The sequence below is a fragment of the Rhizobium johnstonii 3841 genome (genome assembly GCF_000009265.1).
Classification (GTDB): Bacteria; Pseudomonadota; Alphaproteobacteria; order Rhizobiales; family Rhizobiaceae; genus Rhizobium; species Rhizobium acaciae.
In genome coordinates this window covers 257,913-284,904 of the sequence record NC_008381.1, presented here as the reverse complement: position 1 = coordinate 284,904, position 26,992 = coordinate 257,913, and the positions used below count along the sequence as shown (strand labels likewise).

The window sequence follows — 26,992 nt, the reverse complement described above, 5'->3', positions numbered from 1 at the left end:
GGGTGGCGCCCGTGGACGCCATCCCTGTCCGTCGCGTTCCGTTATTGCTGGTAGTAGAAGGTCTCGGGCTTTGCCGGCCCCGGCGTCATGTAGAACGATGTGCTGGGAATGACCTTAGGGACATTGCGCATATTGGTCTTGACGATGCCGACGCGGTCCGGCTCCAGGTTGGTGCCGATGACGTAGAATTCGTCGCGGGTGATCGCCAGCAGCTCCTTCATCGCGGCCAACTGCTTTTCGAGAGTCGGCGCTTCCTGCACCTGCCGGTAGAGATCCATCTGCTTCTTGGCAGCGGGGCTCGGTTCTTGCGCGTTCGGATCCTTGGGGTTCTGGTAATAGAGGCCCCAGGCCGTCGCGAAGCTCGACTCGTATTCGTGCGGGAAATACCATTTGGGATCGAGCAGGCCGAGGAAGTCGTAGCCACCGCCGCCAACCCATCCAAGGCCGTCATTCTCATTGTTCTGCAGGCGGGAGAAGATCAGCGAACGTTCGGCCGGGCGGGGCTGCATGTCGATGCCGACGGCCCGCCAATAGCGCTGGATCATCTCGAGGGCGTCCACCTGGATCGGGCTTCCGGTCAAGGCGTCGATCGCGAAGGTGATCCGCTTGCCGTCCTGGCCGAGGCGATAGCCTTCGGCGTCATGTTTGGTAAGGCCGGCCTTGTCGAGATACTGATTGGCGAGATCGACATTATACTCCAGATACTGCGTCGCCATCTTCTCGTCGTAGAGCGCAGTGCCTTCACGCGGTGCTGCCTGATAGGGCTTGGCTTGTCCGGCATAGATCAGCTGGTTGAGCTCTTCGCGGTTGATGGCGTAGCTGAGGCCGATGCGGAAATCCTTGTTGGAAAAGACAGCGCGCAAGGCCGGATTCTTGTGGGTCTGGTTCAGGGTGATCAGCAGGGCGTTCGACCACGCCGGCCGGGCGATAAACAGGCCATAGCCGCCTTTTTCCTGGTTCTGCACGATCACCGTGCGGGCGTCCGTCGTCTCGATGAAGCGGTTCTGCATGTCGATTTCGCCGCTGATCGCCTTCAGGATGATTGCCTGGGTATCCTGCATCACATCAATGGTGATGCGATCGAAGTAAGGCAGCTGGTTTCCTGCGGTATCCACCTTGGCATAATATGGATTGCGTTCTCCAACGACCTGGGTGGTGCCGTTATAGGGTGCGGTCAACACCCAGGCATCGAGCGTTGGACGGCCGAGATCGCGCCAGCGGCCGGGAAAGCCGATCTTGTTATTGAAGAGCTGGACCCAGTCGGTTGCGCCGGCCGCCTTCACCAGCGCGTCGATGCCGTCGGGATTGAAATCCTTGTGGAATTGCTTGAGGTAGTGCGCCGGCGCGGCCGCCAGAATATCGGAGCCGCGAACGGTGGCCATATTCATCAGGAACAGGCCGTTCGGCGCGGCAAATTTGAAGATGACCTTGTCGTCGGCGAGCTTTTCGACCTTGACGGTCTCTCCGCCCGCGGTCAGCCAGTTGGGTGCGGCAGGGGTGATCTTGGTGTTGCGAAGCACGTTCTCGTTCCACCACACAAGATCGTCCGCGGTAAAGGGCTCGCCGTCGGACCAGCGTGTGCCTTCCCGCAAGGTGAAGGTATATTCGGTGGCGTTATCATTGACCTCGACGCTCTTGGCAATATCGGGGATCACTTCGGTCCATTCCGGATTCCAGCGGACCAGTCTCGTATATCCGATCGAACGCTCGATCTCGCTGTCGCCACCGCCAAAGGTGGCGGTGCGCCAGGTGCCGCCATAGGTACCGACCGATTCAAGCGGAGTGAGTACCAGCGGCTCCTTGGGCAGCCGCTTTTCGACCGCCGGCAGTTTGCCGGCGTCGACCAGCGCCTTCAGTTCCGGCGACTCCTCAAAGCCGAATGCGACACCGGCCCAGCCGGCACCCATGAGGATCGCCGCGGCAACGGTCGAGACAACCTGCCGTCTTAAGATTCTGACGTGTTGCATTCTTTCCTCCCAATATTCTGCTTAGGTTATCGTTAACGTATTCTCCTCTTTCTTTAACGTTATCGTTACCGTTAAATCTTGTCAAAGGGATTCTCATGGCCTTATGCGTGACTTGAGTAGCCTTGGCTTTCCCGGAAATTATGCTAGTTATCGTTATCGTAACTTCCTGCCTATCCTAAAGAGACGACCCAATTGAGCCGCCCCAAAGAGCCAGAATCCAAAATAACCATTGCCGATGTCGCCCGCGCCGCAGGGGTGTCGCCGATGACGGTATCGCGCGTGCTCAATGATCGGGGCGGAGCCAGTGCGGAGACCAGCCAACGGATTATTTTAGCGGCGAGCGAACTCAATTACCGGCCCAATCCGTTTGCGCGCGGATTGCGGTCCGATCGATCGAAGGCCATCGGCCTTCTCGTTCCCGACATCACCAATCCGTTCTTTCCCGAAGTCATCAGGGGAGCAGAGGATGCCGCGAGCGCTGCCGGCTACAATCTGCTTCTGTCCAATGTCGTCGAAAACAGCAAGCGGGAGGAAGAACTCATCGAAACGCTGCTGCGGCACCGGGTCGACGGGATCATCGTCTGCAGCCCGCGGCTGCCCGACGCCGCCCTGCACAAGGCGCTTGCGCCCCACCGCGCCGTGGTGCTCATCAATCGCGAGGCGCCCAACGAGGTCGCCGGGACGATTGTCACCGACTACGAGACGGGAGCGTCGCGTGCCATCGACCATCTGGTCGAGCGCGGGCGCCGCAGGATAGCGATCATCGCTGGGCCGCGCAGTTCGTTTGGCGGCAAGAGCCGTCTTGTCGGCTTTCGCAAGACGCTGGCGGCCCACGGGCTCAAGGCGCAAGGCATCGTTTACTGCGATCCGACCGCGGCCGGCGGGCAAACGGCGGCCGCGCAATTGCTGGCGGAGACGCCCGGCATCGATGCCCTTGTCTGCTACAACGACCTCAATGCGATAGGCGCCATGAAGGCCTGTCGGGCCGCCGGCGTTTCAATCCCCGGGCAAATCGCCCTGATCGGTTTCGACGATATTCCGACTGCCGAACTGCTGTCCCCGGCGCTCACCACCTTGCGGGTGCAAAAACGCGAAATGGGGGAGGAAGCCGTGCGTTTGCTGCTCAGCCGCATCGCCACCAGAAATCGCCAGCACGGTATCGTCATCGTGCCCGAACTCATCGTCCGCGAAACGACCTGAACGCCCCGGAGCATGATGCCGAAAAGTGTGAGCGGTTTTCGGACGACATCATGCTCCAATTCTTAAAGTTTGGAACAGGAGGAATTTCCGATGGACATCAACAATCTGCAGTCACTGGCCCTGCCTGAGGAGAAGAAGGCCTGGTTCGTTCACGACCGCTTCGGCATGTTCGTGCACTGGGGGCTTTACGCGTTGCCGGCACGCCATGAATGGGTCAAGAGCCGTGAAGAACTGAACGACGCCGACTACCAGAAATATTTCGATCACTTCGATCCCGATCTCTACGACCCTCGCGAATGGGCGAGACGCGCGAAAGCTGCGGGCATGAAATATGTGGTGCTGACGACCAAGCACCATGAAGGCTTCTGCCTCTGGGATACCAAGGCGACCGACTTCAAGGTGACCAACACGCCTTATGGGCGAGATCTGCTCGGTCCATTCGTCGACGCCTTCCGTGCGGAGGGCCTGAGGATCGGGTTCTACTATTCGCTGATCGACTGGCATCATCCCGACTTCACGGTCGATCCGCGCCACCCGCAGCGCAATCATGCCGATGCGCTGAAAATCAACGAAGGCCGGGACATGCAGCGTTACGCCGCCTTCATGCGTGAGCAGGTCCGCGAGTTGCTGACCGACTTCGGCCAGATCGACATCATGTGGTTCGACTTCAGCTATCCGCAGTGGAAGCTCGGAGACCTGGTTGGAAAGGGCCATCAGGATTGGGAAAGCGAGAAACTCGTGCGTCTGGTGCGCGAGCTTGCCCCCGATATCATCATCAACAACCGGCTCGATCTCGCCGGCTTGCAGCCCGATATCGTCACGCCGGAGCAATATATGCCGCGCGCCCGGCCGCTGCGCGATGGCAGGCGCGTCGTCTGGGAAGCGTGCCACACGCTGAGCGGTTCCTGGGGCTATCACCGCGACGAGGATACCTGGAAAAGCACGGAACAACTGGTGCAGATGCTGGTCGGTACCGTTGCCATGGGCGGCAATCTGCTGATGAATGTCGGGCCGACGGCGCGCGGCACGCTCGACCACCGCGCGATTGCAGCCCTTGCCGCTTATGAGGAGTGGATGGCGCTGCACGAGCGCAGCATCGTCGGCTGCACCCAGTCCGACTTCACCGCGCCGGCCGATTGCCGCCTGACCCAGAATGGCGATCGCCTCTATATCCACCTCTTCAACTGGCCCTATCGCCATCTGCATTTCGATGCGCTGGCGGGGAACGTCGAATATGCGCAATTCCTGCATGATGGCAGCGAGGTCACCTGGCTGAGCCCGTCCGCCAATACCTTGTGGGCGAACACTCAGTTCCCCGTCGGCGATGATCAAATGACATTCGTCCTGCCGGTGCGCCGACCTAAGATCGTCGTTCCGGTCATCGAGGTCAAGCTCAAGGCGGGGAGCACCTCCGGCATTCAGGATTAAAGGGCGACGGATGGTCGCGCAGCTGAGAAAGATTGCCTGAGCGGGCGGGGCTGCCCGCACAGATAAACGGCTCCGTCGGCCCCGCCATACACCGACAGTGGCTTACGGATTGGCTTCGGTGGTTTCCACGAAAAGCTGGTTGAGCTGTTTCATCTCGAGCGCATGGGCGCGCTTTCTGAGGGCGGCTGCCTGTTTGAGCGTTGCAAGATTGTCTGTTGTCTCGATGAGGTGAGCATCGGCGACCAGCACCTCCGCTTCAATCCTTCCCTGCTCTCTCAATTGCCAGACATCCCTGACGCGAAATTGAACCATTATCACGCCGAAAAGTGCCACGAGCGCGGAAGCGGTCATTGGCAGCCAATTGGGGACAACCGGGCCATAGGCGGAAAACAACGATGAGAGACCGCTCAAAACGATGATCCCCAATGTGAGAAAATTCCAGAGATATTGATTGACCTTGGAGGAGCGCGCATAGCCGTTTCGATGTGTTCGAAGGTCACGCAAAGCCTGCCTTTTGATCTCGGCTGCGTCCGATGGAAGCATGCTTTCGGCCGTCTCCTGCTCGATCTCCCGCCTTGCCGCCAAAATCACGTTGATGACGGCGATCGTGATCCCGAAGGTAATCATGAACCAGGCGATGTAGTGCAAAGGGACGTCGTCGAGAATGACGTTTGACAAAAACTCAGGTTGAAAAAATTCAATTAAAGCACCAATCGATATCAAGAATATAGACAGGGCAACCACTGCTACCGAAAGCATTGCTGCTATATTTCTATATCTGCCAGTGAGCGTCATTTTCTGCAGTTGCGCGTGGTCATACCCCTCCTTTCTGAACAAATCCATCATCCTATCCTCGAGACTATAGGGTTAACCATAGTCAACCTTTTACCATGCGAGAAAGCAAGTAACGTTTGCGAAGTAATACTTTACGGATCGAATTGCCGACAACCCTTGCAATGTGCGGGCCGGGGCTGCCTCCGCCTCTTCAATCCGGTCGCTTCAGGTATGCTGATCGCCAGCGGCCGGTCGAGATCGCGGGCAATATATTGCTGGATCTGTCAGACGATCTGCGCGGCGTGAGCGATCGCCAGCCGGTCGGCCTGCTCGGCATCGCCAGCCTTGATCGCGGCGACGATCTCCTCATGCTCGCCCAGCCTGACAGTACTTGAAAACCGGCGCCGCCTGAGCGGGCACGGGGCCCGCTCAGGAGAATGGCTCGGTCGGCCCCGCCGCCGGATTGGTCAGCCAGCGTGGTCCCTCGGCGGTCATGTACATATGGTCTTCCAGCCGGATCCCGAATTTCCCGGGGAAGACGATCATCGGTTCGTTGGAAAAACACATGCCGGCGGCAAGCGGCGCGTCGTTGCCGCGAACGATGTAGGGTTCCTCGTGGATCTCGAGCCCGAGGCCATGACCGGCGCGATGCGGCAAACCTGGCAGGCGATAGTCGGGGCCGAGGGAGTGTTTGGAAAGCAACTTGCGGGCCGCATCGTCGAGGCTCGAGCAGGCGGCGCCGATCCGGGCTGCGTCGAAGACGGCCTGTTGCGCCTCGCGCTCGATCCACCAGGCCCGTTCGAACGCGCTGTTGCCGCCCTCCAGCATATAGGTCCTGGTGATATCGGAATGATAACCGTCGATCCGGCAGCCTGTATCGATAAGAATGACGTCGTCGCGACCAAGAACCTGATCGCCGTCGGCGCCATGCGGAAGCGAGGTCGCCGCGCCGAAGGAGACGATGCAGAATGTCGAGCCGGCATCGGCGCCGGCCTGGCGATGCTGCCGGTCGATGAAATCGACCACCTCGGATGACTTGATGCCCGGCTTCAAAAGCCCATGCACTTGCCTGTGGACGTCAAGCGTCAGGTCCATCGCATACTGAATGAGGGCAATCTCCGCGGCCGATTTGATGCAACGCAGGTTGCGGATCAGCCGCCCGCCATCGGCAAGCCTCGCTGCACCCATCTCCGCTGCCAATGCATGATAGAAGAAAAGCGGCAAACCATCGTCGAGGGCAAGTCTGCCGCCCTGAGCAACAAGGCGGGCGATGAGAGCGGCGCTGCTCTCCTCCTCTTCCCAGACCAGAATTTCCCCCGGCAGATGCGGCAGCGTTTCGACACGGCTACGCTCGAACCCTGGAACGATGTAGGAAATGGTCGCGGGCGTGACGAGCGCGCCGAGGAACCTCTCGCTCGGATGCCAGACCAGCCCCGTGAAGTAATGCAGGCTTTCGGTCGGCCCAAGAAGCACGCCAGCCAATCCTTCGGCTTCGATCATTTGCCGAAGCCTGGCGAGGCGGGTCTGCCGTTCATCCTCAGTTATGCGGGGTACCCTATGCTGCCACGACATGTTGTTTTCCTACTTTTCCTCAGCTTCCAGATCGATGAAGCCCTCGCCTTGCAGCCAGGATCTTGAACCGACACTAATGCCGCTGTAGGCAATATGTCGACATGAAAATGAGGAGATAGCGATGGCGGTCGAATACACCATACCGGGCATGCTGATACGCGATCATATGGTCGACGCTCCCCTGGATTGGTCGAATCCGGAGGGGGAGACGATCCGGATTTTCGCACGCGAAGTGTGCGATCCAGCCCGCCGCCGCGAAACACTGCCGTTGCTGGCTTTCCTTCAAGGCGGTCCTGGCGGAAAATCGCCGCGGCTGAGCAACGGTGGGCCGCCATGGCTTGCCGAAGCCCTGAAGACGCACCGCGTTGTCCTGATCGACCAGCGCGGCACCGGGCGCAGCAGCCGGATCGAAAGTGCGACGATGGAGCGTTTTGCGGACGGCAGGGCCGCAGCCGACTATCTCACCCTCTTTCGTGCCGACAGCATCGTTGCCGATTGCGAACATCTGAGGAAAACCGTCTTCGGCGGCGGGCGCTGGCAAACGCTTGGCCAGAGCTATGGCGGCTTCCTGACACTTACCTATCTCTCGAAGGCGCCGGAGGGACTTTCCGCCTGTTATGTCACCGGCGGCCTTGCCGGCCTTGGGGCGACGGCCGATGATGTCTATCGGCGCACCTACCCGCGCGTCACCGAAAAGAACGCCGCCTATTACCGCCGTTACCCCGGGGATGCCGAACGCATCGGCCGGATCGCCGACTATATCGAGACCAACGAGGTGCGGTTGCCCGATGGCGATCGCCTCTCCGTTCGCCGCTTTCAGACGATCGGCATCGATTTCGGCATGGCGCCGGGTTACGAGAACATCCATTGGCTGGTCGACGAGGCTTTCTCCGGCCCCAATGAAGACCGTCTCTCCGATTGCTTCCTCGCGTCGGTGATGTCGCTGACCTCCTATGACGACAATCCGCTCTTCGCCGTTTTGCAGGAAAGCATCTATGGCCAGGGCCGGGCGCCGACTGCCTGGGCGGCCGAACGCATCCGCGCCGAGCATCCGGCCTTTGCCGGCGACCGGCGGCCGCTGCTATTGACAGGGGAGATGATGTATCCCTGGATGTTCGAGGAAATTCGCTCGCTTAGGGCCTTCAGGGCGGGTGTCGAGGCGCTGGCCGCATATGAACGCTACGAGCCGCTCTATGATCCGGCACGCCTTGCGGCAAACGAGGTGCCGGTGGCTGCGGTTATCTATCATGACGACATGTATGTCGATGCCGGGCTTTCGCTCGAAACGGCGCGCCACGTCGCCAATGTTCAGGCATGGGTGACCAACGAATTCGAGCATGACGGTGTTCGCCAATCGGCGGCTGTCCTGCGCAGGCTGATAACCTTGGTCAGGGAGCAGGGCGGCCCCCTCGCCTCCTGAGCCGAGAGCGGTTCAATTGCTCTCGTCGCGTCAGGACATGCTGATCGCCACCGGCCGGTCGAGGTCGCGGGCAATATATTCCTGGATCTGGCGGACGATCTGCGCTGCGTGAGCGATCGCCAATTGGTCGGCCCTCTCGACGTCGCCGGCTTCGATTGCGGCGATCATCTCCTCGTGTTCATCGACATACTGGCGCGGCAGACGGTCGTCGAAGGTCGAATAATACAGACGAAGAATACGCCGGCCCTCATCGAGCAGCCTGGCGAAGAAGGCCGTGTAATAGGGATTGCCGGCAAGTTCGGCGATCGCGACGTGAAATTCGCGGTTCGCCTCGATCATCGCATAGGCATCGCGCCCGGCAACGGCTTCGGCGAAGTCCTTCTGATGCCGGCGGACGGTCTTCATGATCTCGCCGTTTCGCCGTTGCGCCGCGCCGCGCGTCGTCACCCGGTACATCAGCGTCAGCGCTTCGAAATAGGTGGGCAAGCTTGCGAAATCGATCGTCGCAACGATCGTGTTCCTGTTCGGCAGCGTCGTGACGAGCCCGTCGGCTGCGAGCCGCAACAGCGCCTCGCGAATGGGAGTCCGCGACATCCGGAAACGTTCCGACAGCCGCACCTCGTCGAGCGGACTGCCGGGTTCCAGCGCCATCGACAGGATTTCCTGCCTGAGCGTCACATAGACGCTCTGCGTGCCAGAGCCGCGCACCCGCACATTTTCCGCGTCGTTCCGCATTCGTCCGCCCTCGTTCGTTAGAGCCTTGTATTTCGTTTCGGCCGATTCTCGCAATGTCGGTCGTCGGGGGCCTCAAATTTGTAAGCTCACATCATTGAATCTTGTCGACAGTTTGTATATAAGGCAACCAGTTTCAACGAGGCTCGATCAATGACCACAGGATGGAAGGGCGTATTTCCCGCCGTAACGACACAGTTCAACGATGATCTTTCCGTTGATTTGCCCTCGACCCAGCGCGTCCAGGACGCGCTTGTAAACGATGGCGTCAACGGACTGATCGTCATGGGCACATGCGGCGAGAACAATTCGCTGGACCCGGAGGAGAAGCGCACGATCTTGAAAGCTGCCGTCGAGGTCGTCAACGGCCGCGTTCCCGTGGTGACGGGCGTGTCCGAATTCGACACGCGCCGTGCCGTCGCCTATGCTCGCGACGCCGAAAAGCTCGGCGCTGACGGCCTGATGCTGCTGCCGGCCATGGTTTATGTGCCGAAACCCGAAGAGCTGATCGCGCATTTCCGCACCGTCGCCGAAGCGACCTCGCTGCCGATCATGCTGTACAACAACCCGCCGGCCTACCGCGTCAATATCGGCGCCGATGTGCTGAAGGTGCTTGCCGATGTGCCGAACATCAAGGCGGTCAAGGAAAGTGCGCCGGATCCGCGCCGCTTCACCGATCTCATCAATGAATTCGGCGATCGTTTCGATATCTTCGCCGGTCTCGACGACGTCGCGCTTGAAGGCCTGATGCTCGGCGCCAAGGGCTGGGTCTCGGGCTTGACCAGCGCCTTCCCGGAGGAATCCGTGCAGCTCGTTGCCGCCGCCGAACGCGGCGACTGGGAAGAGGCCCGCAAGATCTATCGCTGGTTCATGCCGCTTCTGCACCTCGATGCCGAACACGATCTCGTGCAGTCGATCAAGCTTGCCGAGCAGATCATGGGCCGCGGCTCCGAGCGCGTTCGCATGCCGCGCCTGCCGCTTTCGGGCGCCCGCCGCGCCGAAGTCACCGCCATGGTCGAGAAGGCCGCTGCCACGCGTCCTTCGAAAATCCGCCAGGCTGCCTGATCAACGAGGCCGGCGACCCCGCGGTTGCCGGCCTTTCCGTGTTTGCGGTTCAGGCAAGCGCCAGCGACCGGCCGGTCGCCGGATCGAACAGATGCATCCGGTTCATGTTGAACGAGAGCGGCATCGTCGACATCGGCCTGGGCCCGCTCTCGGGATCGATGCAGGCGCAAAGGCTTGCCTCGCCGATGCCGAAATAGACCATGGTCTCCGGCCCGAGTGGTTCCACAAGATCGATCTTCGCTTCGATGTCGGCATAACCAGGACGGGCCTGGCGCTCGGTGATCGATTCCGGCCTGATCCCGAACACGACTGATTTACCGGCATGGCTGGCATAGTCGCCGGCGCGCGCCTCGGGCACTGGAAGCTCGCTGCCGTCAGTCAGTTTGACGACGAGGCCCTTCTCTCCTGATAGCAGCGTCGCGGACAGGAAGTTCATCGACGGTGAGCCGATGAAGCCGGCGACGAACTGGCTGACCGGCCGATGATAGAGTGCTTGCGGCGGTCCCGCCTGTTCGATGATGCCGCCATTCATCACCACGACACGATCCGCCATGGTCATCGCCTCGACCTGGTCATGCGTGACGTAGACGGTCGTCGTCGGCAACAGCTGGTGCAGCCGCTTGATCTCCGTGCGCATCTGCACGCGAAGCTTGGCATCGAGGTTGGACAACGGCTCGTCGAAGAGAAAGACTTTCGGGTTCCGCACGATCGCGCGCCCCATCGCGACGCGCTGACGCTGGCCGCCCGAAAGCTGGCCCGGGCGCCGGCCGAGCAGCTCGCTGATATGCAGGGTTTCCGCCGCCCTGAGGATACGCGCGTCGATCTCGCTCTTGGCGAGCTTCTGCTGCTCCAGGCAGAACGAAATATTCTCCCGCACCGTCATGTGCGGATAGAGCGCGTAGTTCTGAAAGACCATGGCGATATCGCGTTTGCCCGGGCCGAGCCGGTTGACGACCTGGTCGCCGATGACGATCTCACCGCCGGTAATGTGTTCGAGACCCGCAATCATGCGCAATGTCGTCGATTTTCCGCATCCCGACGGGCCTACGAAAACGACGAATTCATTGTCTTCGATGTCAAGGCTGATGCCGCGCACGGCCTCGTAGATGCCATAGGATTTGACGATGCTCTTGAGTTCCAGCCGTGCCATGGTTTTCTCCTAGACCTCCTGCAACCAGATCGCCATCGCTCCGGGCTCGCGATTGGCCCAGAGGTGATAGGGGATCGCCGTGAAGGGCCGCTCCTTCAGCGAGGCAGGCGCGGTGCGATAGAGCGCATTCTGCCAATCGGTTATATCGGCTTCGAGCGCGGTGCCTTCGAGGACGGTCGCTCCGCCGAGAAGCGCGGCATCGTAACGGGCAGAAATTTCCTCAGATGCCGGCAGGCGGAGCCGCTGCGGCTCGCTGCCGAGGTCCGTCTCCTCGATGCAATAGACGACAGGCCCGCGCCGCAGCGCGACGCGTCCGCCGTCTTCGGCAACGGCAGGATGTGCGTAGATGCGCTCGACCGGCATCGAGAAGCCGATGCGGACCTCGTCACCATTGCGCCATTCCCTTGATATTGCGGCATAACCCTTCGTCACGCATTGATCGAGATCGACGGCAACGCCGTTGACCGAGATCTGCGCCTGCCTGCACCACCCGGGGATGCGAAGACGAAGCTGAAACCGGCTTGGCCGCTCCACGGCGAACCGCAGGCTGATGTCGCCATCCCAGGGATATAACGTCTCCTGGATCAGGCGCACGAAGCTGTTGCCGACTGTCAGCTCGGCGGAATTGGTGCCGTAGAGATGGACGGCGAGCTGATGATCATCAGTCGAATAGAAATATTGGCCGAGCGACGTGATGAAACGGGCAATGTTGGTCGGGCAGCAGGGGCAGTAATGCCATTTCCACCGGCGGTGCTGCCCGTGGCTTTCAAGGACGTTCTCATAGAAATAATGTTCGCCGTCGCGCGAGATGCCGGACAGCGCGCCGTTGTAGAGCACCGTTTCCAGCCTGTCTGTGAACTTGCTGTCGAGATCGACCTGCGCCATGCGATGGCTCCAGAAGCCGAGCGCGACGGCTGCGCATGTCTCGGCATAGGCCGTCTCGTTCGGCAGGTCGAATTCCCGGGTGAACCCTTCATTGGATGCCGATGGGCCAAGGCCGCCTGTCACGTAGAGCTGGCGGCCGACCAGATTGTCGAAAAGCCGATCGCAGGCCTCCTTCAATGTCGGATCGTCGTTTTCATGGGAGAGATCCGCCATCGCAGAAAACAGGTACATGGCGCGGACCGCATGGCCGACGACCTGGTGCTGGTCGCGCACCGGCATATGGGCCTGGCTATAGGCATATGTCTTGTAGACGTAATCATCAGGGCTCTCGCCGCGCTTGCGGGCCTCTTCATCGTAATATGAGGGCATCCGGCCACGTTCGTCGACGAAATAGGTCGCAAGCTTCAGATGCCGCGGATCGCGCGTCACGCGATAGAGCTTGACCAGCGCCAGCTCGATTTCCTCATGGGCATCGTAACCTCTGAGCTTTCCGGGCTCCGCACCGAAGGTGGCGATGATATGGTCGACGGCGCGGATCATCACGTCGAGGAAGCGACGCTTTCCCGTCGCCTCGTAGTAGGCGACGGCCCCTTCCAGCAAGTGGCCCATCGAATACATTTCGTGAAGGTCGCGCAGATTGGTCCAGCGCCTGTCCGGCTCGCGGCGAATGAACCAGCTGTTGAGGTAGCCATCCGCCATCTGCCCTTTTTCGAGCTTTTCGACGATAGCATCGATCTTCGCCTCGAGCGCAGCATTCGGGTGAACCTTCAGCGTGTAACTTGCGGCCTCGATCCATTTGCCGAAATCGGAATCGAAGAAATGCTGCATCGACAGTCCGCTCGGCTGGATCGGGCGCACCAGCGGCCCGGCCGGCTTGTCAAAATCGAGCACCTCGAGGAAGCCCTCCTCTTCCAGCCGCTTGTGCTGCGTCGGGATGGTGACGTTGCGGACCGTCTCCGTCCAGCTCTGCCAGAAACCGCCATCGAATACGACACCGGAATGTTCGGCAGGCCTGTATCGCTGCCGTCCCGCAGCACGTGCCGGTTGAAAGCGAGGTGAGCTGGTCATGAAGACTCCTGAGCGGACGAGCGCTGTTACTTCACGGCGCCGGCCGTCAGGCCGCGCACGTAATATCGTTGCAAGAGAAGGAAAAGCAGGATGCAGGGAACCATGGTCACGGCGATGCCGGCCTGCAGCGCGCCCCAGTCGATGATGCCATAGATGCCCGACGAAACATTCACCAGCATGATCGGCAGCGTGAACTTGTTCTGATCGGACAGAAAGATGAGGGCGGCGAGGAATTCGTTCCAGGAATTCAGGAAGGCGAACATCGCAACGGTAGCGACACCGGGGAGCGCGATCGGCAGCATGATCCGGCGCAGGATCGTCGCCTGCGACGCGCCATCTATCCGCGCCGCTTCGATCAGCGCCTTCGGCACCGCGTCGAAGGCGTTGCGCATCATGAAAACGGAAAAAGGAAGCTGGAAGGTCACGTAGATCAGCACCAGGCCGAAAAGATTGTTCTGCAGCCGGAAGACTTTCAGGATCAGGAAAAGCGGCGTCAGGATCGACTGGAACGGGATCATCATCGTTGCCATGATCAGCACGAAGAGCAGCGACTGGCCGGGGAAGCGGAATTTCGAAAAACCGTATCCCGCCGGCACAGAGACGAGCACCGTCAAAACTACCGTTCCGGCGGCAATCAGCACTGAATTGCCGGCATAGACGTACCAGCCGGCGCCGACATGTTCGAGACGGCGGTAATTCTCAAGCGAGAATGCTTTCGAGAAGAGCGCTGCCGGATCGGCAAGTGCTGCGGCCGCGGGCTTGAAGGAATTGGCGAAGGACCAGACGATCGGCATCACGAAGAAGACGGCAAAGACGCATGCCGTCAGAACGAAAGCGAGATAACCGAGCCGCTCGCTCACCGGCTTCGCTGCGAGATTGCGGTTGAGCCGTTCCATCAGCCCTCCTCCGGCCGCTGGCGCAGCAGGACGAACTGGATCGCGCTGATCGCCACCAGCACGACGAGCAGGGCAAAGGAGATCGCCGAGCCGTAACCGAGACGGTAGGATGAGAACGACGCGAGATAGATCGAGAACACCGCCGAGATCGTGCTGTTCTCAGGGCCGCCTTGGGTGATGATGAAGAACTGGTCGAAGGCCAGCATCGATGAGGTGACGTTGAGGACGAGCGCCAGCACCACCGAGTTTCTCATCAGAGGCAGCGTGATCCGGCGAAAGCGGCTCCAGACGCTGGCGCCGTCGATCTTGGCGGCTTCGATGACGTCGTTCGATATGCTCTGAAGGCCGGTCAGGAGGATGATCATCGTGAAGCCCGCTGTTTTCCAGACGACCATCAGGATGACGACGCCGAGTGCTGGCCAGAAACTTTCGAGCGGCCTCGGCGCGCTATCGATGATGCCCGCGCCGCGCAGCAGCTGCGCAAAGACGCCGCTATCGGGATTGAGCAGCCACATCCACAATGTCGAAGCCGCCCCGAAGCCGATGACAACAGGCATGAAATAGATCGTGCGAAAAAAACCGGCGATCCGCAGCGGCCGGTCGACGAGCAGCGCCAAAGGAAAGGCCACCAGGAAAATCGCAGCCGTGACCAGCACAGTGTAGAGCAGCGTGAAGCCCAGGGAATGCCAGAGCTGGGTGTCGCCGATCAGTTCGGCATAGTTGGAAAGGCCAATGAACTTCGTCCGGCCGAGAAGCGGCCAGTTGTAGAAGCTCATCCAGACCGTCATGACAAGCGGCACGAGGAAAAGCACGACGATGAACAGCAAGCCCGGCAGGATGAAGGCAAGGCCGAGCCAACCCTTCGGCTCGGGCTCTCCGGTTGCGTCTGCGCGCCTCCGGTTGCGAAGTGTCGAGGATATCACCGCAACTCCTCCTTCCGTTTGAATGTCGAGATGTGAAGGGAACGGCAGGGCATCCGTGGATACCCGGCCGAAGCCCCGTCGGACTCAGTTCGGATTGGTGCGTTCGAGGATGCGGGTGAAGTCGGCCTGCGTCTTGGCGATCGTCCCGTCGACATCGTCGCCGAAGATCGTGCCCTGGATCAGATTGAGGAAGGGACCGGTGCGGCTGACGAAGAGTTCATCGGACGAAAAAGTGTAAGGCGTGCGCGCCTTGGCGAGGATATCGTAGGCAACGAGATTGCGCGGGTCGAATTTCGCATAGGCTTCCGCGGCAAGGTCCGTGCGCGACGGCATCCCCGATTCCTGGGTGATATAGACCTGCTGCTCGGGCTGCATGTAGAAATTGACGAAATCGAGCGCGACCTTCTTCTTCTCTTCGCTGATGCCCTTGATGAGGGACAGCGTATCGCCGCCGGCAAAGCTCGATGCACCACCCTTCGGCCCCGGGATCGGTGCGACGGCGAATTTCACGTCGGGATATTTGCTGGTCAGCAGATTGACGATGTAGGAACCGGTCATCAGGATGCCGACCTTGCCCGAGGCGAAGGCTTCGACGGCATTGTTGCCGTTGCCGGAACGCGAGGTCGGATGGATGGCACCGGCCTTCCACATATCGCGATAGGCGGCAATGGTCTCGCGCAGCGCCGGCGTATCGACGGTAGCACTACGGCCGTCATCGCTCAGCACATCGGCATTGGCGGCCCAGAGATGCGGCAGGAAGTCGTAGATCAACCAGCTTCCCGAATTGGCGACGAAGTAGAAGCCATAGGTCTCGTTGCCGAGCGCGGCGATCTTCTTGGCATCGGTGGCAATCTCCTCCAGCGATGCCGGCGCCTTGTTGGGATCAAGGCCGGCCTTGGTGAACAGATCAGTATTATAAGCAATGATCGAGGCATCCGGCAGGGCCGGCACGCCGTAGATCTTGCCGTCATAGGTGGCGAGGCGGATGTGCGACGGGCTCATGGCGGAGGAATAAGGCAGGCCCTTCACGAAGTCGGAGATATCCTCGAGACCGTCCGCGGCGGCAAAGGTCGGGAGATAGATCAGGTCGAGCACGGCACCGTCAGGAGCCGCGCTGCCGGCAATCGCCGCACCCAGCTTCGGCACCATCTGCTCTGCCGTAATCTGGGTAACGTTGACCTTGTCGGAGTGCGATGCGTTGTATTTGTCGGCCAGTCCCTGAAGGACGGCGCCAGAGGACGTGCGCACCCATAGGGTGATTTCTTCGGCGCTGGCGAGAGAAGAGCTTGCCAGCAGCGCAAGAGCAGTGATCGTTGTTTTCAGTCGAAGCATGCTTGTTCCCCTTTTTCTCGTTCAGGCCTCAGGCCTTCGGACGAAACGGACGTTAAATCAGAATTTTTTCGATGTCGACAGTCTGTGTGCATAAATCTGACGTGCGATTGATAAAACCTTTTAACAGCTCATTTTTTTCTGCTAAAAGCTTTTATCATGGATCGAAAACGAGGCAGATCTTGAAGAATACGGGCGATCGGAGACGGACGATTTATGACGTGGCAAAGGCTGCGGGCGTCAGCATTTCGACGGCGTCAAACGCACTGAACGGCACCGGCCGGACAAATGCCGAGACGCGCGAGCGGGTTCGGCGCGTGGCAGAAGAGATCGGATTTCGGCCTAATGCACTCGCTCGTGGGTTGCTAAGCAAGCGAAGCCATGCGATCGGCATGCTGACGAACGACACCTATGGCAGACTGACGCTGCCGATGGCGGCAGGGGTATCGGAGGTACTGGTCGATCACGGCGTGTCGGTCTTTCTCTGCGCCACGAACAATGATCCAAGGCTCGCCCAGTTGCACCTGGAGGCGCTTCTCGACCGGCAGGTCGACGGCATCATATTTACCGCGACGCGCCTCGACCTCGAGCCGCCAGTCCAGCTGTCCCGCTTGCCGATACCCGTCGTCTACGTCTTTGCCGAGGGGCCGGCTGACAGCGTCACCTTCTTTCCGGATGACGAACAGGGCGCCCGCCTCGCCGTCGATCACCTGAAAGAGCTCGGTCGATCGCGGATCCTCCACATCACCGGGCCGAAGGATTATCTGGCCGCTCGCATCCGTGCCCAATCCTATCTCGACGCCTGCGGCGACGGTGCCGAAGCGATGTTCGGCGACTGGTCGGAGGAATGGGGTCACGAAGCCGTCCAGACGGTCTTTGCCCGGCCCGGCCCAAAACCCGACGCCATCTTCTGCGGCAGCGACGAGATCGCCCGCGGCGTCATCGACGCGCTGCGCGACCTTAATGTGGAGATTCCCACGGATGTCGCCGTGGTCGGCTTCGACAATTGGGAGGTCGTCGCACGGCAAACGCGCCCGCCGCTGACCACCATCGACATGGAGTTGAAGGAACTGGGCCATCGCGCAGGCCTCGCAATCCTCAGCCTCTCCAAGGGTGAACCGGTCCCTGCCGGCATCACCCGATTGCCGTGCCGCCTGGTCGTGCGGCAGTCTTGCGGCAGCCCCCTTCAATCCGACTGAAAACGACGGCAAGCAACACAGGCAAGCCGGCCGTCGTCGCTATTATCTGTCCGTGGAATTGCCGAAACGGGTCAGACTGTTGCGGCTGACCAGCGACGGTATCTGGAAAATATGCTCGGAAGCGGTGCGGCCTTCTATTCTCGAAATGAGGGCCCGGGTTGCGACCTGACCGAGCTCCCTGCCCGACTGATCGATGCTTGCGAGATTGACGAGGCCGAGTGCCGCGGTCGAGGAATTGTCGTATCCGATGACGGCGAGATCTTCTGGCACGCGCACGCCCATCTCCATAGCCAGGCTCAGAAGGGTGATCGCGTCGAGATCGCTCCAGCAGAACACGGCGCGCGGCCTGTCCTTCCTCGATAGGAACTTTCGCATCACCTCTTCCCGCTTTGGCGAAGCAATGGGAATTTTGCTGATCGTCGGCGAGGAGCCGAGCCCGCCACGCTGCATCGCCCGGCGAAACCCAATCTCACGCTGGCGGACGACGGAGACCGCGTGCCCCTGGCGCTCGCCAAGGCTGAGCATTTCGATGTCGCGATAGCCGCAGGCAAGAAGCGCTTCCACGGCGATCTCCGCCCCGCGCTGATCCTCGGCATTGACAGTGTCGAAGGCCGTAGCGCTGGCATCGTGGTAACCGACCGCGACGATCGGTATCTGGACCGCGAAGGTTGCGAGGATCTCCGAGGGCAAGCGCGGCGCAACAAGGATAAGGCCGTCCATCTTGTAGTCGATCATCGACTCGATCAACGACGTCTCCAACTGCACACGCGCATCGCTGACGCCGATCATCGCCTGGTAGTGCGAAGGCCCAAGCACCTCGTTCACGCCGGCAATCACCTCCGGAAGGAAGGGATTACGGATATCGATCAGGAGCACGCCGATGGTGAAACTCCGGCCACGCAGCCCTCTAGCTGCCCGCGAGGGGCGATAGGCGAGTGTCTCGATGGCATCGGTTACCCTTGCGCGCAGCGCATCACTGACGCCATAGGCGTTTCGCATCACCTTGGAAACCGCTGCGACCGATACGCCTGCGTGAGTTGCCACGGTCCGGATCGTCACGCGATCGTTTCGTTGCGGCTTTTGTTTTTCTTCGATTGACATGAAATCTCTGGCTTGCTGCGGATCGTCAACATCGCCCGCAGAATCACCATGGCAGACTGGCAACGAAAATTCTATTGCGCTTCCGAAGAAAATGTAGAACGTTATATGGAGAACGTTCTACATTCGTCGGGAGGACTTGATGAACTTTCAGCCGGCAGCCATCAGCGGCAACCTCGTTTCGCGTACCTGGTCCGGGGATATGATCGCGCCGCTATCGGATGGCGGTCAGGGAACGGCCGCAAGCTTCGTCTCCAAAACGTTCGAACATGATGGCACCAAGCTTCCCGCAGAGCTCTTTATCTCCGCACTTGGTCTCTACCGCTGCTTCATCAACGGCGTTCGTGTCGGCAGCGACCTGTTGACCCCAGGTTGGACGAACTACGACGATCGCCTTGCCTATCAGCGATATGATGTCTCGAATCTGCTCAAGCCGGGCCTCAACCGCATCGAGATCTGGCTTGCCGACGGATGGTACCGATCGCCTTTGATGTGGGGCGCCCAGGCGATCCCGAACTGCTGGGGTGACAGGATCGGCGCCATTGCGGATCTGATCGGAGCTGATGGCACCGTTCTTTCCACCGACACCACATGGCGAAGCGGTGTTCTGCCGATCCTGAGGTCGGGGATCTATTTCGGCGAAATCTATGATGCCCGCCAGGAAAACTGCGTCGAGACCCACGGCACCGAGAAGCTGGCCTTCGACAAGGCGCTGCTTGTCGCGCATGAAACGGCTGCGGTGCGGGAGTTGCGGCCACTCACCGCTGTGGAAAACTGGACCGACGATGAGGGCAGGACGATCTATGATTTCGGCCAGAATGCCGGCGGCTACATCAGATATACGGTCCGGGGCACTGCCGGCGCCGAAGTCCGGGTGGAGCATTCGGAGGTACTCGGTCCCGACCGTCATTTCGACAATCGTAACTATCGCACGGCCGCGGCACATACCGTCTACACGCTGCGGGGAAACGGCGACGAGACCTACGCACCGCATTTCACCTTCCACGGCTTCCGCTATGCCAGGGTAACGATCAAGGGCGATGCGAAGATCCTCGCAATCGCGTCCATCCCGATCTCGTCGGTGCCCGAGCCTGCCGGCGGTTTCACCTCGGGCAATGCATTGGTCAATCGCCTCGTCGAAAATACCATCTGGTCGCAGCGCGCCAATTTCGTCGAGGTGCCGACCGATTGCCCGCAGCGCGACGAACGCCTCGGCTGGACGGGCGACGCCCAGGTCTTTGCCGCAACCGCATGCTGGCTGAGCGACAGCCAATCCTTCCTGAGAAAATATCTGCGCGATGTGATGGCTGATCAGCGCGAGGATGGCGCCGTCTCGCATTTTTCGCCGGATCCGACGCGCTTGCATCCGGCCAATTTCCCGGGCTATGCCGGCTCGACCGGCTGGGGCGATGCGATCGTCGTCATTCCCTGGGTACTCTATACCCATTACGGCGACCGGGCCGTCCTGTCGGAGTGCCTGGAGTCGATGGTGCGCTGGGTCGATTTCGTCTGGTCGATCTCGGATGGCCCGCTCGTGCGTCCGCCGTCGCGTTGGGGCGACCGCGGCTTCACCTTCGGCGACTGGCTGCAGCCGGTCGGCGACAATCGAAAGCCTCGCCCGACGATCGCCGACGATTGCGCGGCCACGCTCTACCACTTCATCTCGACCGACCTTCTGGCAAGGATCGCGGCCACTCTCGGCGAGCATGCGCTTGAAGAGAAGATGAAACAGCGTGCAAACGAGATCCGGCGGGCATTCACCAACGAGTTCATCACGCCGGCGGGACGGCTCGCACACAATGACCAGACGTCCTATGCGTTGGCCTTCCTTCACGACCTGATACCGGCGGAGCACAGGCAAGCCGCACAGCAGCATTTCCGGCAGGTGATCATCGATGCCGACTATAAGATCGGCACCGGCTTCATCGGCACGCCGGCCCTGCTGCCGGCCCTGACGAAGCTCGGCATGGACGATCTGGCCGAAAAAGTCTTCCTGCAGGAGGATGTGCCGGGCTGGCTCTACCAGGTGTCGAAGGGAGCGACGACGATCTGGGAGCGCTGGGATTCCATGGCGCCTGACGGCACCATCTACGAACCCGACATGAACAGCTACAACCACTATGCCTATGGCGCGGTCTGCCAATGGCTGTTCGAAAGCGTCGCCGGAATTTCGCCGAGCCCGAGCGCACCCGGATTTGCCGAGGTCATTGTCGATCCGGCGCCGATCCCGTCCCTTTCGCCGGTTTCGGCCTATCATGATATCAGCCAGGGACGCATCGAGGCCGGCTGGCACTGCGACGGCAAAAAGGTCACCTATGTGCTGACCCTTCCGGAGGGCTGCATCGGCTGGTTCCGGCCCGGAAAACGGCATCAAAACCCGTCGCTCAACGGAGAGCCCGTCGTCGAGGAAGCCGTTCTTGCCCCGGGAACGCACCGACTGGTCTTTTCCCTACCCAATTCCTGAGGAGCATACACGTCACACCGTTCAGAGGAGGAACGTCATGACACATCGGATAAAGCTCATTCTTGTGGGCGCGTCGGCGCTTTTGGCGCTGGTCGCGGCCGGTCCGTCGCATGCAGACACCACGCTGTCATTCCTGATCGACAATAACCCGGACACCGTCGCGGCGGCCGAGGCACTGGTTGCCGCCTATCAGACAAAGGCGCCTGACGTGACGATCGAAATCGAGCCGCGGGCAGGAGGTGGCGAGGGTGACAACATCATCAAGACGCGCCTGGCGACGGGCGAGATGTCCGATGTTTTTCTCTATAATTCCGGCTCGCTGCTCCAGGCGCTGAAACCCGCGCAGACGCTTGTCGATCTGAGCGGTCTTGCGTCGCAGGCGAAGGTGGACGAAGGCTTCAAGTCGGTCGTCCGCGCCGACGGCAAGCTCTACGGCGTTCCCTTCGGCACGGCGATGGCGGGGGGCATCCTCTACAACAGGAAAATCTACCAGGACCTCGGCCTGTCAGTTCCGAAGACATGGGCGGACTTCATGGCGAACAACGCAAAGGTCAAGGCATCAGGCAAGGTCGCCGTCGCGCAGACCTATCGCGATACCTGGACCTCGCAGCTGTTCGTTCTGGCTGACTATTACAACCTCCATGCCGCCGTGCCGAACTTCGCCGCCGACTACACTGCCAACAAGGCGAAATACGCAGAGACGCCGGCGGCCATGAAAGGCTTCGAACGGCTGAAGGACGTTCACGACGCCGGCCTGATGAACGAGGATTTCGGCGCGGCAAGCTATGACGATGGCCTGAGAATGGTGGCAACCGGCGAGGCAGCGCATTATCCAATGCTGAGCTTCGCAATCGGCGCGCTCAAGCAGAATTATCCCGAGAACCTCGCAGATGTCGGTTTCTTCGCGCAGCCGAGCGACGACGCGGCGACGAATGGCCTGACGGTCTGGATGCCGCCCGCCCTCTACATTCCCCTTACCAGTCAGCACGCAGAGGAAGCGAAGAAATTTGTGGATTTCGCAGGAAGCGTCGAAGGCTGCAAGATCATGGTGGAAACCAACACCGTGCAAGGGCCTCCCTTGATCGACGGCTGCGGTCTGCCTGCCGACGTACCGCCTGCGGTGAAGGACATGCTTCCCTATTTCGAGGCCAAGGACAAGACGACCCCGGCGCTGGAATTTGTTTCGCCGGTCAAGGGGCCGGCTCTCGAGCAGATCACCGTCGAAGTCGGCTCCGGTATTCGCCAGCCCGCCGACGCGGCAAAACTCTATGACGACGACGTGCGCAAACAGGCAAAGCAGCTCGGCCTGCCCAACTGGTAGCGGTCTTTCGGGTCAATTAACCTCGCTCCTGAAGGGGCGAGGTTCCACCCGATCGAAGAGGTAGTGAGGTAGTCATGACAGAGACACGCCCCCGCTCGCGCAAATCGCCCTACCCGCTGTGGTTTTTTATTCCGGCCGCAATCATCTACGGCGTGCTGTTTCTGGTTCCCACCGTATCCTCTCTCTGGTTCAGCCTCACACGCTGGGATCTTTCGACCGCCGAATTCATCGGGCTCGAAAACTTTCAGCAGTTCTTTTCCGAACCATTTCTGGTCAAGGGACTGGTCAACACGCTGATCTATGCCGTGACGACATCCGGCCTGAAGACGGTCTGCGGGCTGCTGCTCGCCGTGCTGTTGACCAGCAATATTTTCGCTCGCGGCTTCCTGCGCACGCTGGTCTTCTTTCCCGTCCTGGTCTCGACGATCGGCATCGGCATCACATTCACGGTGATGATGCATCCGACCAGGGGCATCATCAATGTCACGCTCGAGACGCTCGGCATTCCAGGACCTGGATGGCTCACCAATCCGGCGCTGGCGCTTTTTTCGGTGGCTTTGGTCGATGTCTGGAAGGGTGTCGGCCTCGCCACCTTAATCTTCATCGCCGGACTTGCCGCGATCAGCCCCGATTATTATGAGGCCGCAAGGATTGACGGGGCCACGCGTCTCCAGCAATTTTTCCGTATCACCCTGCCGCTCGTGCGTCCCGCCACTGTCATCGTGGTGACATTGTCGTTGATCGGCGGGCTTCGATCCTTCGATCTGATATGGGCCATGACCCGCGGCGGGCCTGGTTTCTCCTCCGATGTAATCGCATCGGTCATCTATAAGCAGTACCAAGCGGGTTTCTACGGCCTATCGACGGCCGGAAACGTCATCCTGTTTGCGCTGATCGCCGTAATCATCCTGCCATTCACCCTGTGGTTCAACCGGCGCGAGGTCGAGGAATGAGAAGCGTCCGCCCTTACGTGACCGGCGCGATAGCCCTTGCGGTGGCGGCCGTCATCTTCGTCATGCCTTTCGTTTTCGTCGCTCTCCAGGCGGTCAAATCGAAATCCGAAGCCTCTCGCCTCGATTTCGAATTGCCCGAGCATTGGCTGTTCTGGGACAATCTGATCGCCGTCTTCAAGGCGCGCGACTACCAGCTCGCGCTCGCCTATTTCAACTCCACGCTGATCACCGTGGTCTCCGTCACGATCCTGATCCTGCTGTCGGCGATGGTCGGATATGTGATGCAGCGCCGCAAGACCGTCTGGAACAGGGTGGCCTCCGTTGCCCTGTTCATGGGCCTGATGATGCCGCCGGCCGTCGTGCCCACCATCGGCCTCCTGCAGGAGATCGGTCTCTTCAAGACCATGACCGGGATGATTTTGATCCAGGTCGCCTATAATCTCTCTTTCTCGACCTTGCTCTGCCGGTCGTTCATCTCGACCATACCGCGCGACCTCGACGAGGCGGCGCTGATCGATGGCGCCAAGCCCCGACAGATTTTCTTCAGAGTGATCCTGCCGCTGCTGAAGCCGGTGACCGTCACCAACATCGTCGTGCAGTCGATCGCCATCTTCAACGATTTTACCAACCCGCTCTACTATCTTCCCGGCAGGGAGAACGTGACCGTGCAGCTGACGCTCTATAATTTCCAGAGCATGTACACGAGCCAGTACAATCTCCTCTTCATGAATATTCTCCTCGTGACGATCCCGCCGCTGATCGTCTTCATCTTCTTCAACCGACAGATCGTCGCGGGCATGACGGCCGGCGCAGTCAAAGGGTAGCAGAATGGCTGAGCTCACTCTCAAACAGGTTCGCAAGAGCTTTGGCGCCCTCGAAGTCATCAAGGGGATCGATCTGGAGGTTGCCTCCGGCGAGTTCGTCGTTTTCGTCGGCCCGTCTGGATGCGGAAAATCGACGCTGCTGCGCATCATCGCCGGCCTCGAGGAAACGACGTCAGGCGCGCTGACCATCGGCGGCAAGGACGTGACCTATGCCGAACCCTCCGAGCGCGGCATTGCCATGGTGTTCCAGAGCTACGCGCTCTACCCGCATATGACCGTTGCCGAGAATATCGGCTTCGGCCTTTCACTCGCCGGCCGCCCAAAGGCGGAAATCGCTGCCAAGGTCGCGGCGACGGCCGAAACGCTACAGCTCACCCAGTTGTTGGAGAGAAAGCCGAAAGCACTCTCCGGCGGCCAGAGGCAGCGCGTCGCCATCGGCCGCGCGATCATCCGCGATCCCAAGGTCTTCCTGTTCGACGAGCCGCTCTCCAATCTCGACGCTTCGCTCAGAGCCCAGATGCGCCTTGAGATCGCCGATCTCCACGCCCGCCTGAAATCGACGATGATCTATGTCACCCACGACCAGGTCGAAGCCATGACGATGGCGGACAAGATCGTCGTCCTGAACGGCGGCGCGGTCGAACAGATCGGCAGTCCGATGGAGCTCTACCGCAATCCCGCGACACCATTCGTCGCCGGCTTCATCGGCAGCCCGAAGATGAACCTCTATGGAGGAGAGATAGCGCGGCGAATGAACTGCGCGACCTACGGCATTCGCCCGGAACATATCAGGCTTTCGGAAGGTGCCGGGCAATGGCAGGGCGGGATCCGGCATGTGGAGCGGCTTGGCGCCGACGCGATCCTCTACCTCGACATCCCCGAGCTCGGCGAGATGGTCGTGCGCGCCGAAGGCGAGACGCCGTTTGCGCCTGGTATGACGGTCTGGGCAAATCCGGTCGAGGGAGCGGAACATCGGTTCTGAAGCCAACGCCCGTCCGTCGTCTCAGCGTTGAAACGTTTGCAGCCGCTCAGTATCGGCCTGATCGGGACCGCGCCCAGGCTAGAGCCTTCCTGCTCCCTCCTACCCGCTCATGAGCCTGCGGAATTTCAGACGAGAAGACGCGCGGGTTGGCCTTGGCGGCTTACCAGTTCGACCGCCTGCTTGTCGAAAGATACGAAGCTTTCGCCGCCAAGCCATGCTCCCTCATGAGCAATCACGCCATCTGCAAAATCGCCACCCGCCTCCAGCATGGCCAATCCTGCTTCGACCGCAGGACGGTTCATCGCCACATTGCCCGCGTTGAGCAGGTCTTGGATCGTCTGTGAAACATCTTCCTTTGATAGTCTAGCTCCTCGACGCAGTATCCAGACCAGTTCACACAAGCTCGGCAGGGAAACCGCGATCAGCGATGCTTCCTTGAGGAGCTTTGCCGCTGCCCTTCCCTGCTCGGCATCATCCTGCAGGACGGCTCGAGCAAGAATGTTGGTATCGACTGAAACTTTCATTCCTCGCCGGCCCAGCCCGAAGCCGCGATTTCGTTCATCTCTTCGATGGTCAACGGCTTTTTCATCTTGCCAGCATGCCGACCGATAAAGTCGTCGATGGTCCCCGCTGGACGGGCAGCCTTTACCCGCAGCTCGCCCCCAGGCAGCTTGTCGAATTCGATCCGCTCCCCCGGCTTGACCCCAAGATGCGTCAGCAAATCCCGTCTCAGCGTGATCTGCCCTTTCATTGTGACGGCAAGGGAAGCCATGGAAAATCTCCTTCTTTAGTCAATACCAAAGTAATGGAATTTTTCCTTACATTCAAGGTTCGAGTGATAGGGACTTTGCCTTCACTTTGCCTTCACTTTGCCTTCACTGGCCTTGTTCGTGCGTGGGCTCACTCCAACCGAAGAAGGAGCGCCAACACGTGAGCCGCCTTCTATGCGCCCGGCTTAGAACCGGTCGGGACGCAGAGGCGCCAGATCGACAGCCGGGCGCTGTCCCGCGACCAGCTGGGAAACCAGATAGCTGGTCAAAGCCGACAGCGTCAGACCGAGACGATCACCAGAAGTGAACCCGGCATGGACGGGCGAAAGCCCAGCCACTCGTCGCTGCCGTGCCCGGCCGCCGGCAGGAGCATCTTCACGCCGTCACGGATCGTCGCGGTCCGCCTGGGGTTCAAGGGAGTGGCAAGCCCGCCGAGTTCGACCGTTCCGGCCGCGCGCAATCCATCGGCCATCGGCACCATGTAGAAGCCGTGTTCGGGATAGCAGACCGGGCGCGACAGCAAATGGCCCGCTTGCGGGAACAGGACATGATAACCGCGCTCGGTGTCGAGCAGGACGCGATCGCCGATCGATGCCGTAAGCTTGCGCGAATGGGCGCCGGCGGCCACGACCGCATGGTCCGCAGGGATTTGCTTGTCCGCGATCCGCAGGCGCAGATGCCGTTGTCGCGCGGCTCGATCGCCGAGACCTCGGCGCGGACGATTTCCCCTCCGCCGTTTATAACAGCCGCCGCGAGCGCGAAGGCGAGTTGCCTGGGGCTGGAAAACACATAGGCGTCACGGAACAGCACGCCCTTTTGATAGAGCGGCGCAAGATTAGGCGCCGGCGCGCGCCACGGTCGAAGCAAGGCTCGCCGGACCAGAATTCGCCGTCGAGATCGGCATCATCGCAGCGGTCGGGAACTGACGGGTCCGCGCCTGTCGTCATGTCGCCAGCGCGGATAAACCGCAAA

The 26,992-nt window shown here is 60.5% G+C and carries 22 protein-coding genes and 3 pseudogenes; 11 read left to right on the top strand and 14 right to left on the bottom strand.

The window, feature by feature from the left end:
* Positions 1-41: 41 nt before the first annotated feature.
* Positions 42-1,967, bottom strand: a complete 1,926-nt coding sequence (locus RL_RS28780) for an ABC transporter substrate-binding protein (protein ID WP_011654305.1) — start codon at positions 1,965-1,967, stop codon at positions 42-44.
* A 192-nt stretch (positions 1,968-2,159) separates the two neighbouring features.
* Here RL_RS28780 and RL_RS28775 point away from each other — a divergent pair, with 192 nt between their 5' ends.
* Both RL_RS28775 and RL_RS28770 read left to right on the top strand, forming a co-directional pair.
* Positions 2,160-3,167 (top strand): LacI family DNA-binding transcriptional regulator, encoded by a 1,008-nt coding sequence (locus tag RL_RS28775; protein WP_003538646.1) that lies wholly within the window; start codon positions 2,160-2,162, stop codon positions 3,165-3,167.
* A 90-nt stretch (positions 3,168-3,257) separates the two neighbouring features.
* Positions 3,258-4,595: an alpha-L-fucosidase gene (locus RL_RS28770; RefSeq protein ID WP_011654304.1), complete on the top strand. Its 1,338-nt coding sequence runs from the start codon at positions 3,258-3,260 to the stop codon at positions 4,593-4,595.
* Positions 4,596-4,697: 102 nt separating this feature from the next.
* Here the strand turns inward: RL_RS28770 and RL_RS28765 are convergent, their stop codons facing one another.
* From RL_RS28765 to RL_RS28755, 3 genes and pseudogenes are all read right to left on the bottom strand, one after another.
* Positions 4,698-5,438: a hypothetical protein gene (locus RL_RS28765; RefSeq protein ID WP_011654303.1), complete on the bottom strand. Its 741-nt coding sequence runs from the start codon at positions 5,436-5,438 to the stop codon at positions 4,698-4,700.
* Positions 5,439-5,653: 215 nt separating this feature from the next.
* Positions 5,654-5,749 (bottom strand): annotated as a pseudogene (locus RL_RS39455) (hypothetical protein); the annotation flags it as partial.
* Positions 5,750-5,798: 49 nt separating this feature from the next.
* Entirely contained in the window at positions 5,799-6,941 is a 1,143-nt protein-coding gene (locus tag RL_RS28755; protein WP_011654302.1) for a M24 family metallopeptidase, read from the bottom strand.
* A 121-nt stretch (positions 6,942-7,062) separates the two neighbouring features.
* Here RL_RS28755 and RL_RS28750 point away from each other — a divergent pair, with 121 nt between their 5' ends.
* Positions 7,063-8,361, top strand: coding sequence for an alpha/beta fold hydrolase (locus RL_RS28750; RefSeq protein WP_011654301.1), 1,299 nt, complete (start codon positions 7,063-7,065; stop codon positions 8,359-8,361).
* Positions 8,362-8,391: 30 nt separating this feature from the next.
* Here the strand turns inward: RL_RS28750 and RL_RS28745 are convergent, their stop codons facing one another.
* Entirely contained in the window at positions 8,392-9,096 is a 705-nt protein-coding gene (locus RL_RS28745) for a GntR family transcriptional regulator (RefSeq protein WP_011654300.1), read from the bottom strand.
* A 150-nt stretch (positions 9,097-9,246) separates the two neighbouring features.
* Here RL_RS28745 and RL_RS28740 point away from each other — a divergent pair, with 150 nt between their 5' ends.
* A complete protein-coding gene (locus RL_RS28740) occupies positions 9,247-10,158 on the top strand; it encodes a dihydrodipicolinate synthase family protein (RefSeq protein WP_003538660.1) in 912 nt (303 codons plus the stop codon).
* Between the two features lie 49 nt (positions 10,159-10,207).
* Here RL_RS28740 and RL_RS28735 read toward each other — a convergent pair whose 3' ends face one another.
* The 5 genes from RL_RS28735 to RL_RS28715 all read right to left on the bottom strand — a co-directional run bounded on the left by RL_RS28735 (position 10,208) and on the right by RL_RS28715 (position 16,412).
* Positions 10,208-11,308 (bottom strand): ABC transporter ATP-binding protein, encoded by a 1,101-nt coding sequence (locus tag RL_RS28735; protein WP_011654299.1) that lies wholly within the window; start codon positions 11,306-11,308, stop codon positions 10,208-10,210.
* A gap of 9 nt (positions 11,309-11,317) precedes the next feature.
* Positions 11,318-13,261 (bottom strand): glycoside hydrolase family 127 protein, encoded by a 1,944-nt coding sequence (locus RL_RS28730; protein ID WP_011654298.1) that lies wholly within the window; start codon positions 13,259-13,261, stop codon positions 11,318-11,320.
* A 26-nt stretch (positions 13,262-13,287) separates the two neighbouring features.
* Positions 13,288-14,157, bottom strand: a complete 870-nt coding sequence (locus RL_RS28725) for a carbohydrate ABC transporter permease (protein WP_011654297.1) — start codon at positions 14,155-14,157, stop codon at positions 13,288-13,290.
* On the bottom strand, positions 14,157-15,080 hold the full coding sequence (locus RL_RS28720; protein WP_011654296.1) for a carbohydrate ABC transporter permease: 924 nt from the start codon (positions 15,078-15,080) through the stop codon (positions 14,157-14,159). Before RL_RS28720 ends, RL_RS28725 begins: the two co-directional genes overlap by 1 nt.
* 84 nt (positions 15,081-15,164) lie before the next feature.
* On the bottom strand, positions 15,165-16,412 hold the full coding sequence (locus tag RL_RS28715; protein WP_011654295.1) for an ABC transporter substrate-binding protein: 1,248 nt from the start codon (positions 16,410-16,412) through the stop codon (positions 15,165-15,167).
* A 179-nt stretch (positions 16,413-16,591) separates the two neighbouring features.
* Here RL_RS28715 and RL_RS28710 point away from each other — a divergent pair, with 179 nt between their 5' ends.
* Positions 16,592-17,608, top strand: a complete 1,017-nt coding sequence (locus tag RL_RS28710; protein WP_011654294.1) for a LacI family DNA-binding transcriptional regulator — start codon at positions 16,592-16,594, stop codon at positions 17,606-17,608.
* Positions 17,609-17,650: 42 nt separating this feature from the next.
* Here the strand turns inward: RL_RS28710 and RL_RS28705 are convergent, their stop codons facing one another.
* Positions 17,651-18,709, bottom strand: coding sequence for a LacI family DNA-binding transcriptional regulator (locus tag RL_RS28705; protein ID WP_011654293.1), 1,059 nt, complete (start codon positions 18,707-18,709; stop codon positions 17,651-17,653).
* A gap of 139 nt (positions 18,710-18,848) precedes the next feature.
* Here RL_RS28705 and RL_RS28700 point away from each other — a divergent pair, with 139 nt between their 5' ends.
* The 5 genes from RL_RS28700 to RL_RS28680 all read left to right on the top strand — a co-directional run bounded on the left by RL_RS28700 (position 18,849) and on the right by RL_RS28680 (position 25,250).
* Positions 18,849-21,170, top strand: coding sequence for an alpha-L-rhamnosidase (locus RL_RS28700; protein WP_011654292.1), 2,322 nt, complete (start codon positions 18,849-18,851; stop codon positions 21,168-21,170).
* Between the two features lie 37 nt (positions 21,171-21,207).
* Positions 21,208-22,491 carry an ABC transporter substrate-binding protein gene (locus RL_RS28695; RefSeq protein WP_011654291.1) on the top strand — a complete coding sequence of 428 codons (1,284 nt, stop codon included), beginning with the start codon at positions 21,208-21,210 and terminating at the stop codon, positions 22,489-22,491.
* Positions 22,492-22,565: 74 nt separating this feature from the next.
* Complete coding sequence (locus RL_RS28690; RefSeq protein ID WP_011654290.1) at positions 22,566-23,444, top strand: carbohydrate ABC transporter permease; 879 nt, start codon at positions 22,566-22,568, stop codon at positions 23,442-23,444.
* Positions 23,441-24,268, top strand: a complete 828-nt coding sequence (locus RL_RS28685) for a carbohydrate ABC transporter permease (RefSeq protein WP_011654289.1) — start codon at positions 23,441-23,443, stop codon at positions 24,266-24,268. Before RL_RS28690 ends, RL_RS28685 begins: the two co-directional genes overlap by 4 nt.
* A gap of 4 nt (positions 24,269-24,272) precedes the next feature.
* Positions 24,273-25,250, top strand: a complete 978-nt coding sequence (locus RL_RS28680; RefSeq protein ID WP_011654288.1) for an ABC transporter ATP-binding protein — start codon at positions 24,273-24,275, stop codon at positions 25,248-25,250.
* A 125-nt stretch (positions 25,251-25,375) separates the two neighbouring features.
* Here the strand turns inward: RL_RS28680 and RL_RS28675 are convergent, their stop codons facing one another.
* The 3 genes and pseudogenes from RL_RS28675 to RL_RS41195 all read right to left on the bottom strand — a co-directional run.
* On the bottom strand, positions 25,376-25,774 hold the full coding sequence (locus tag RL_RS28675) for a type II toxin-antitoxin system VapC family toxin (RefSeq protein WP_011654287.1): 399 nt from the start codon (positions 25,772-25,774) through the stop codon (positions 25,376-25,378).
* A complete protein-coding gene (locus RL_RS28670; protein WP_041936822.1) occupies positions 25,771-26,022 on the bottom strand; it encodes an AbrB/MazE/SpoVT family DNA-binding domain-containing protein in 252 nt (83 codons plus the stop codon). The genes RL_RS28675 and RL_RS28670 overlap by 4 nt, the downstream gene beginning before the upstream one ends.
* A 183-nt stretch (positions 26,023-26,205) precedes the next feature.
* Positions 26,206-26,860, bottom strand: a pseudogene (locus tag RL_RS41195) (NAD(P)/FAD-dependent oxidoreductase); the annotation flags it as partial.
* On the opposite strand from RL_RS41195, the pseudogene RL_RS40850 reads away from it, so the two are divergent.
* Positions 26,860-26,946: pseudogene (locus RL_RS40850) on the top strand (RidA family protein); the annotation flags it as partial. The pseudogenes RL_RS41195 and RL_RS40850 overlap by 1 nt on opposite strands.
* Positions 26,947-26,992: the final 46 nt, after the last annotated feature.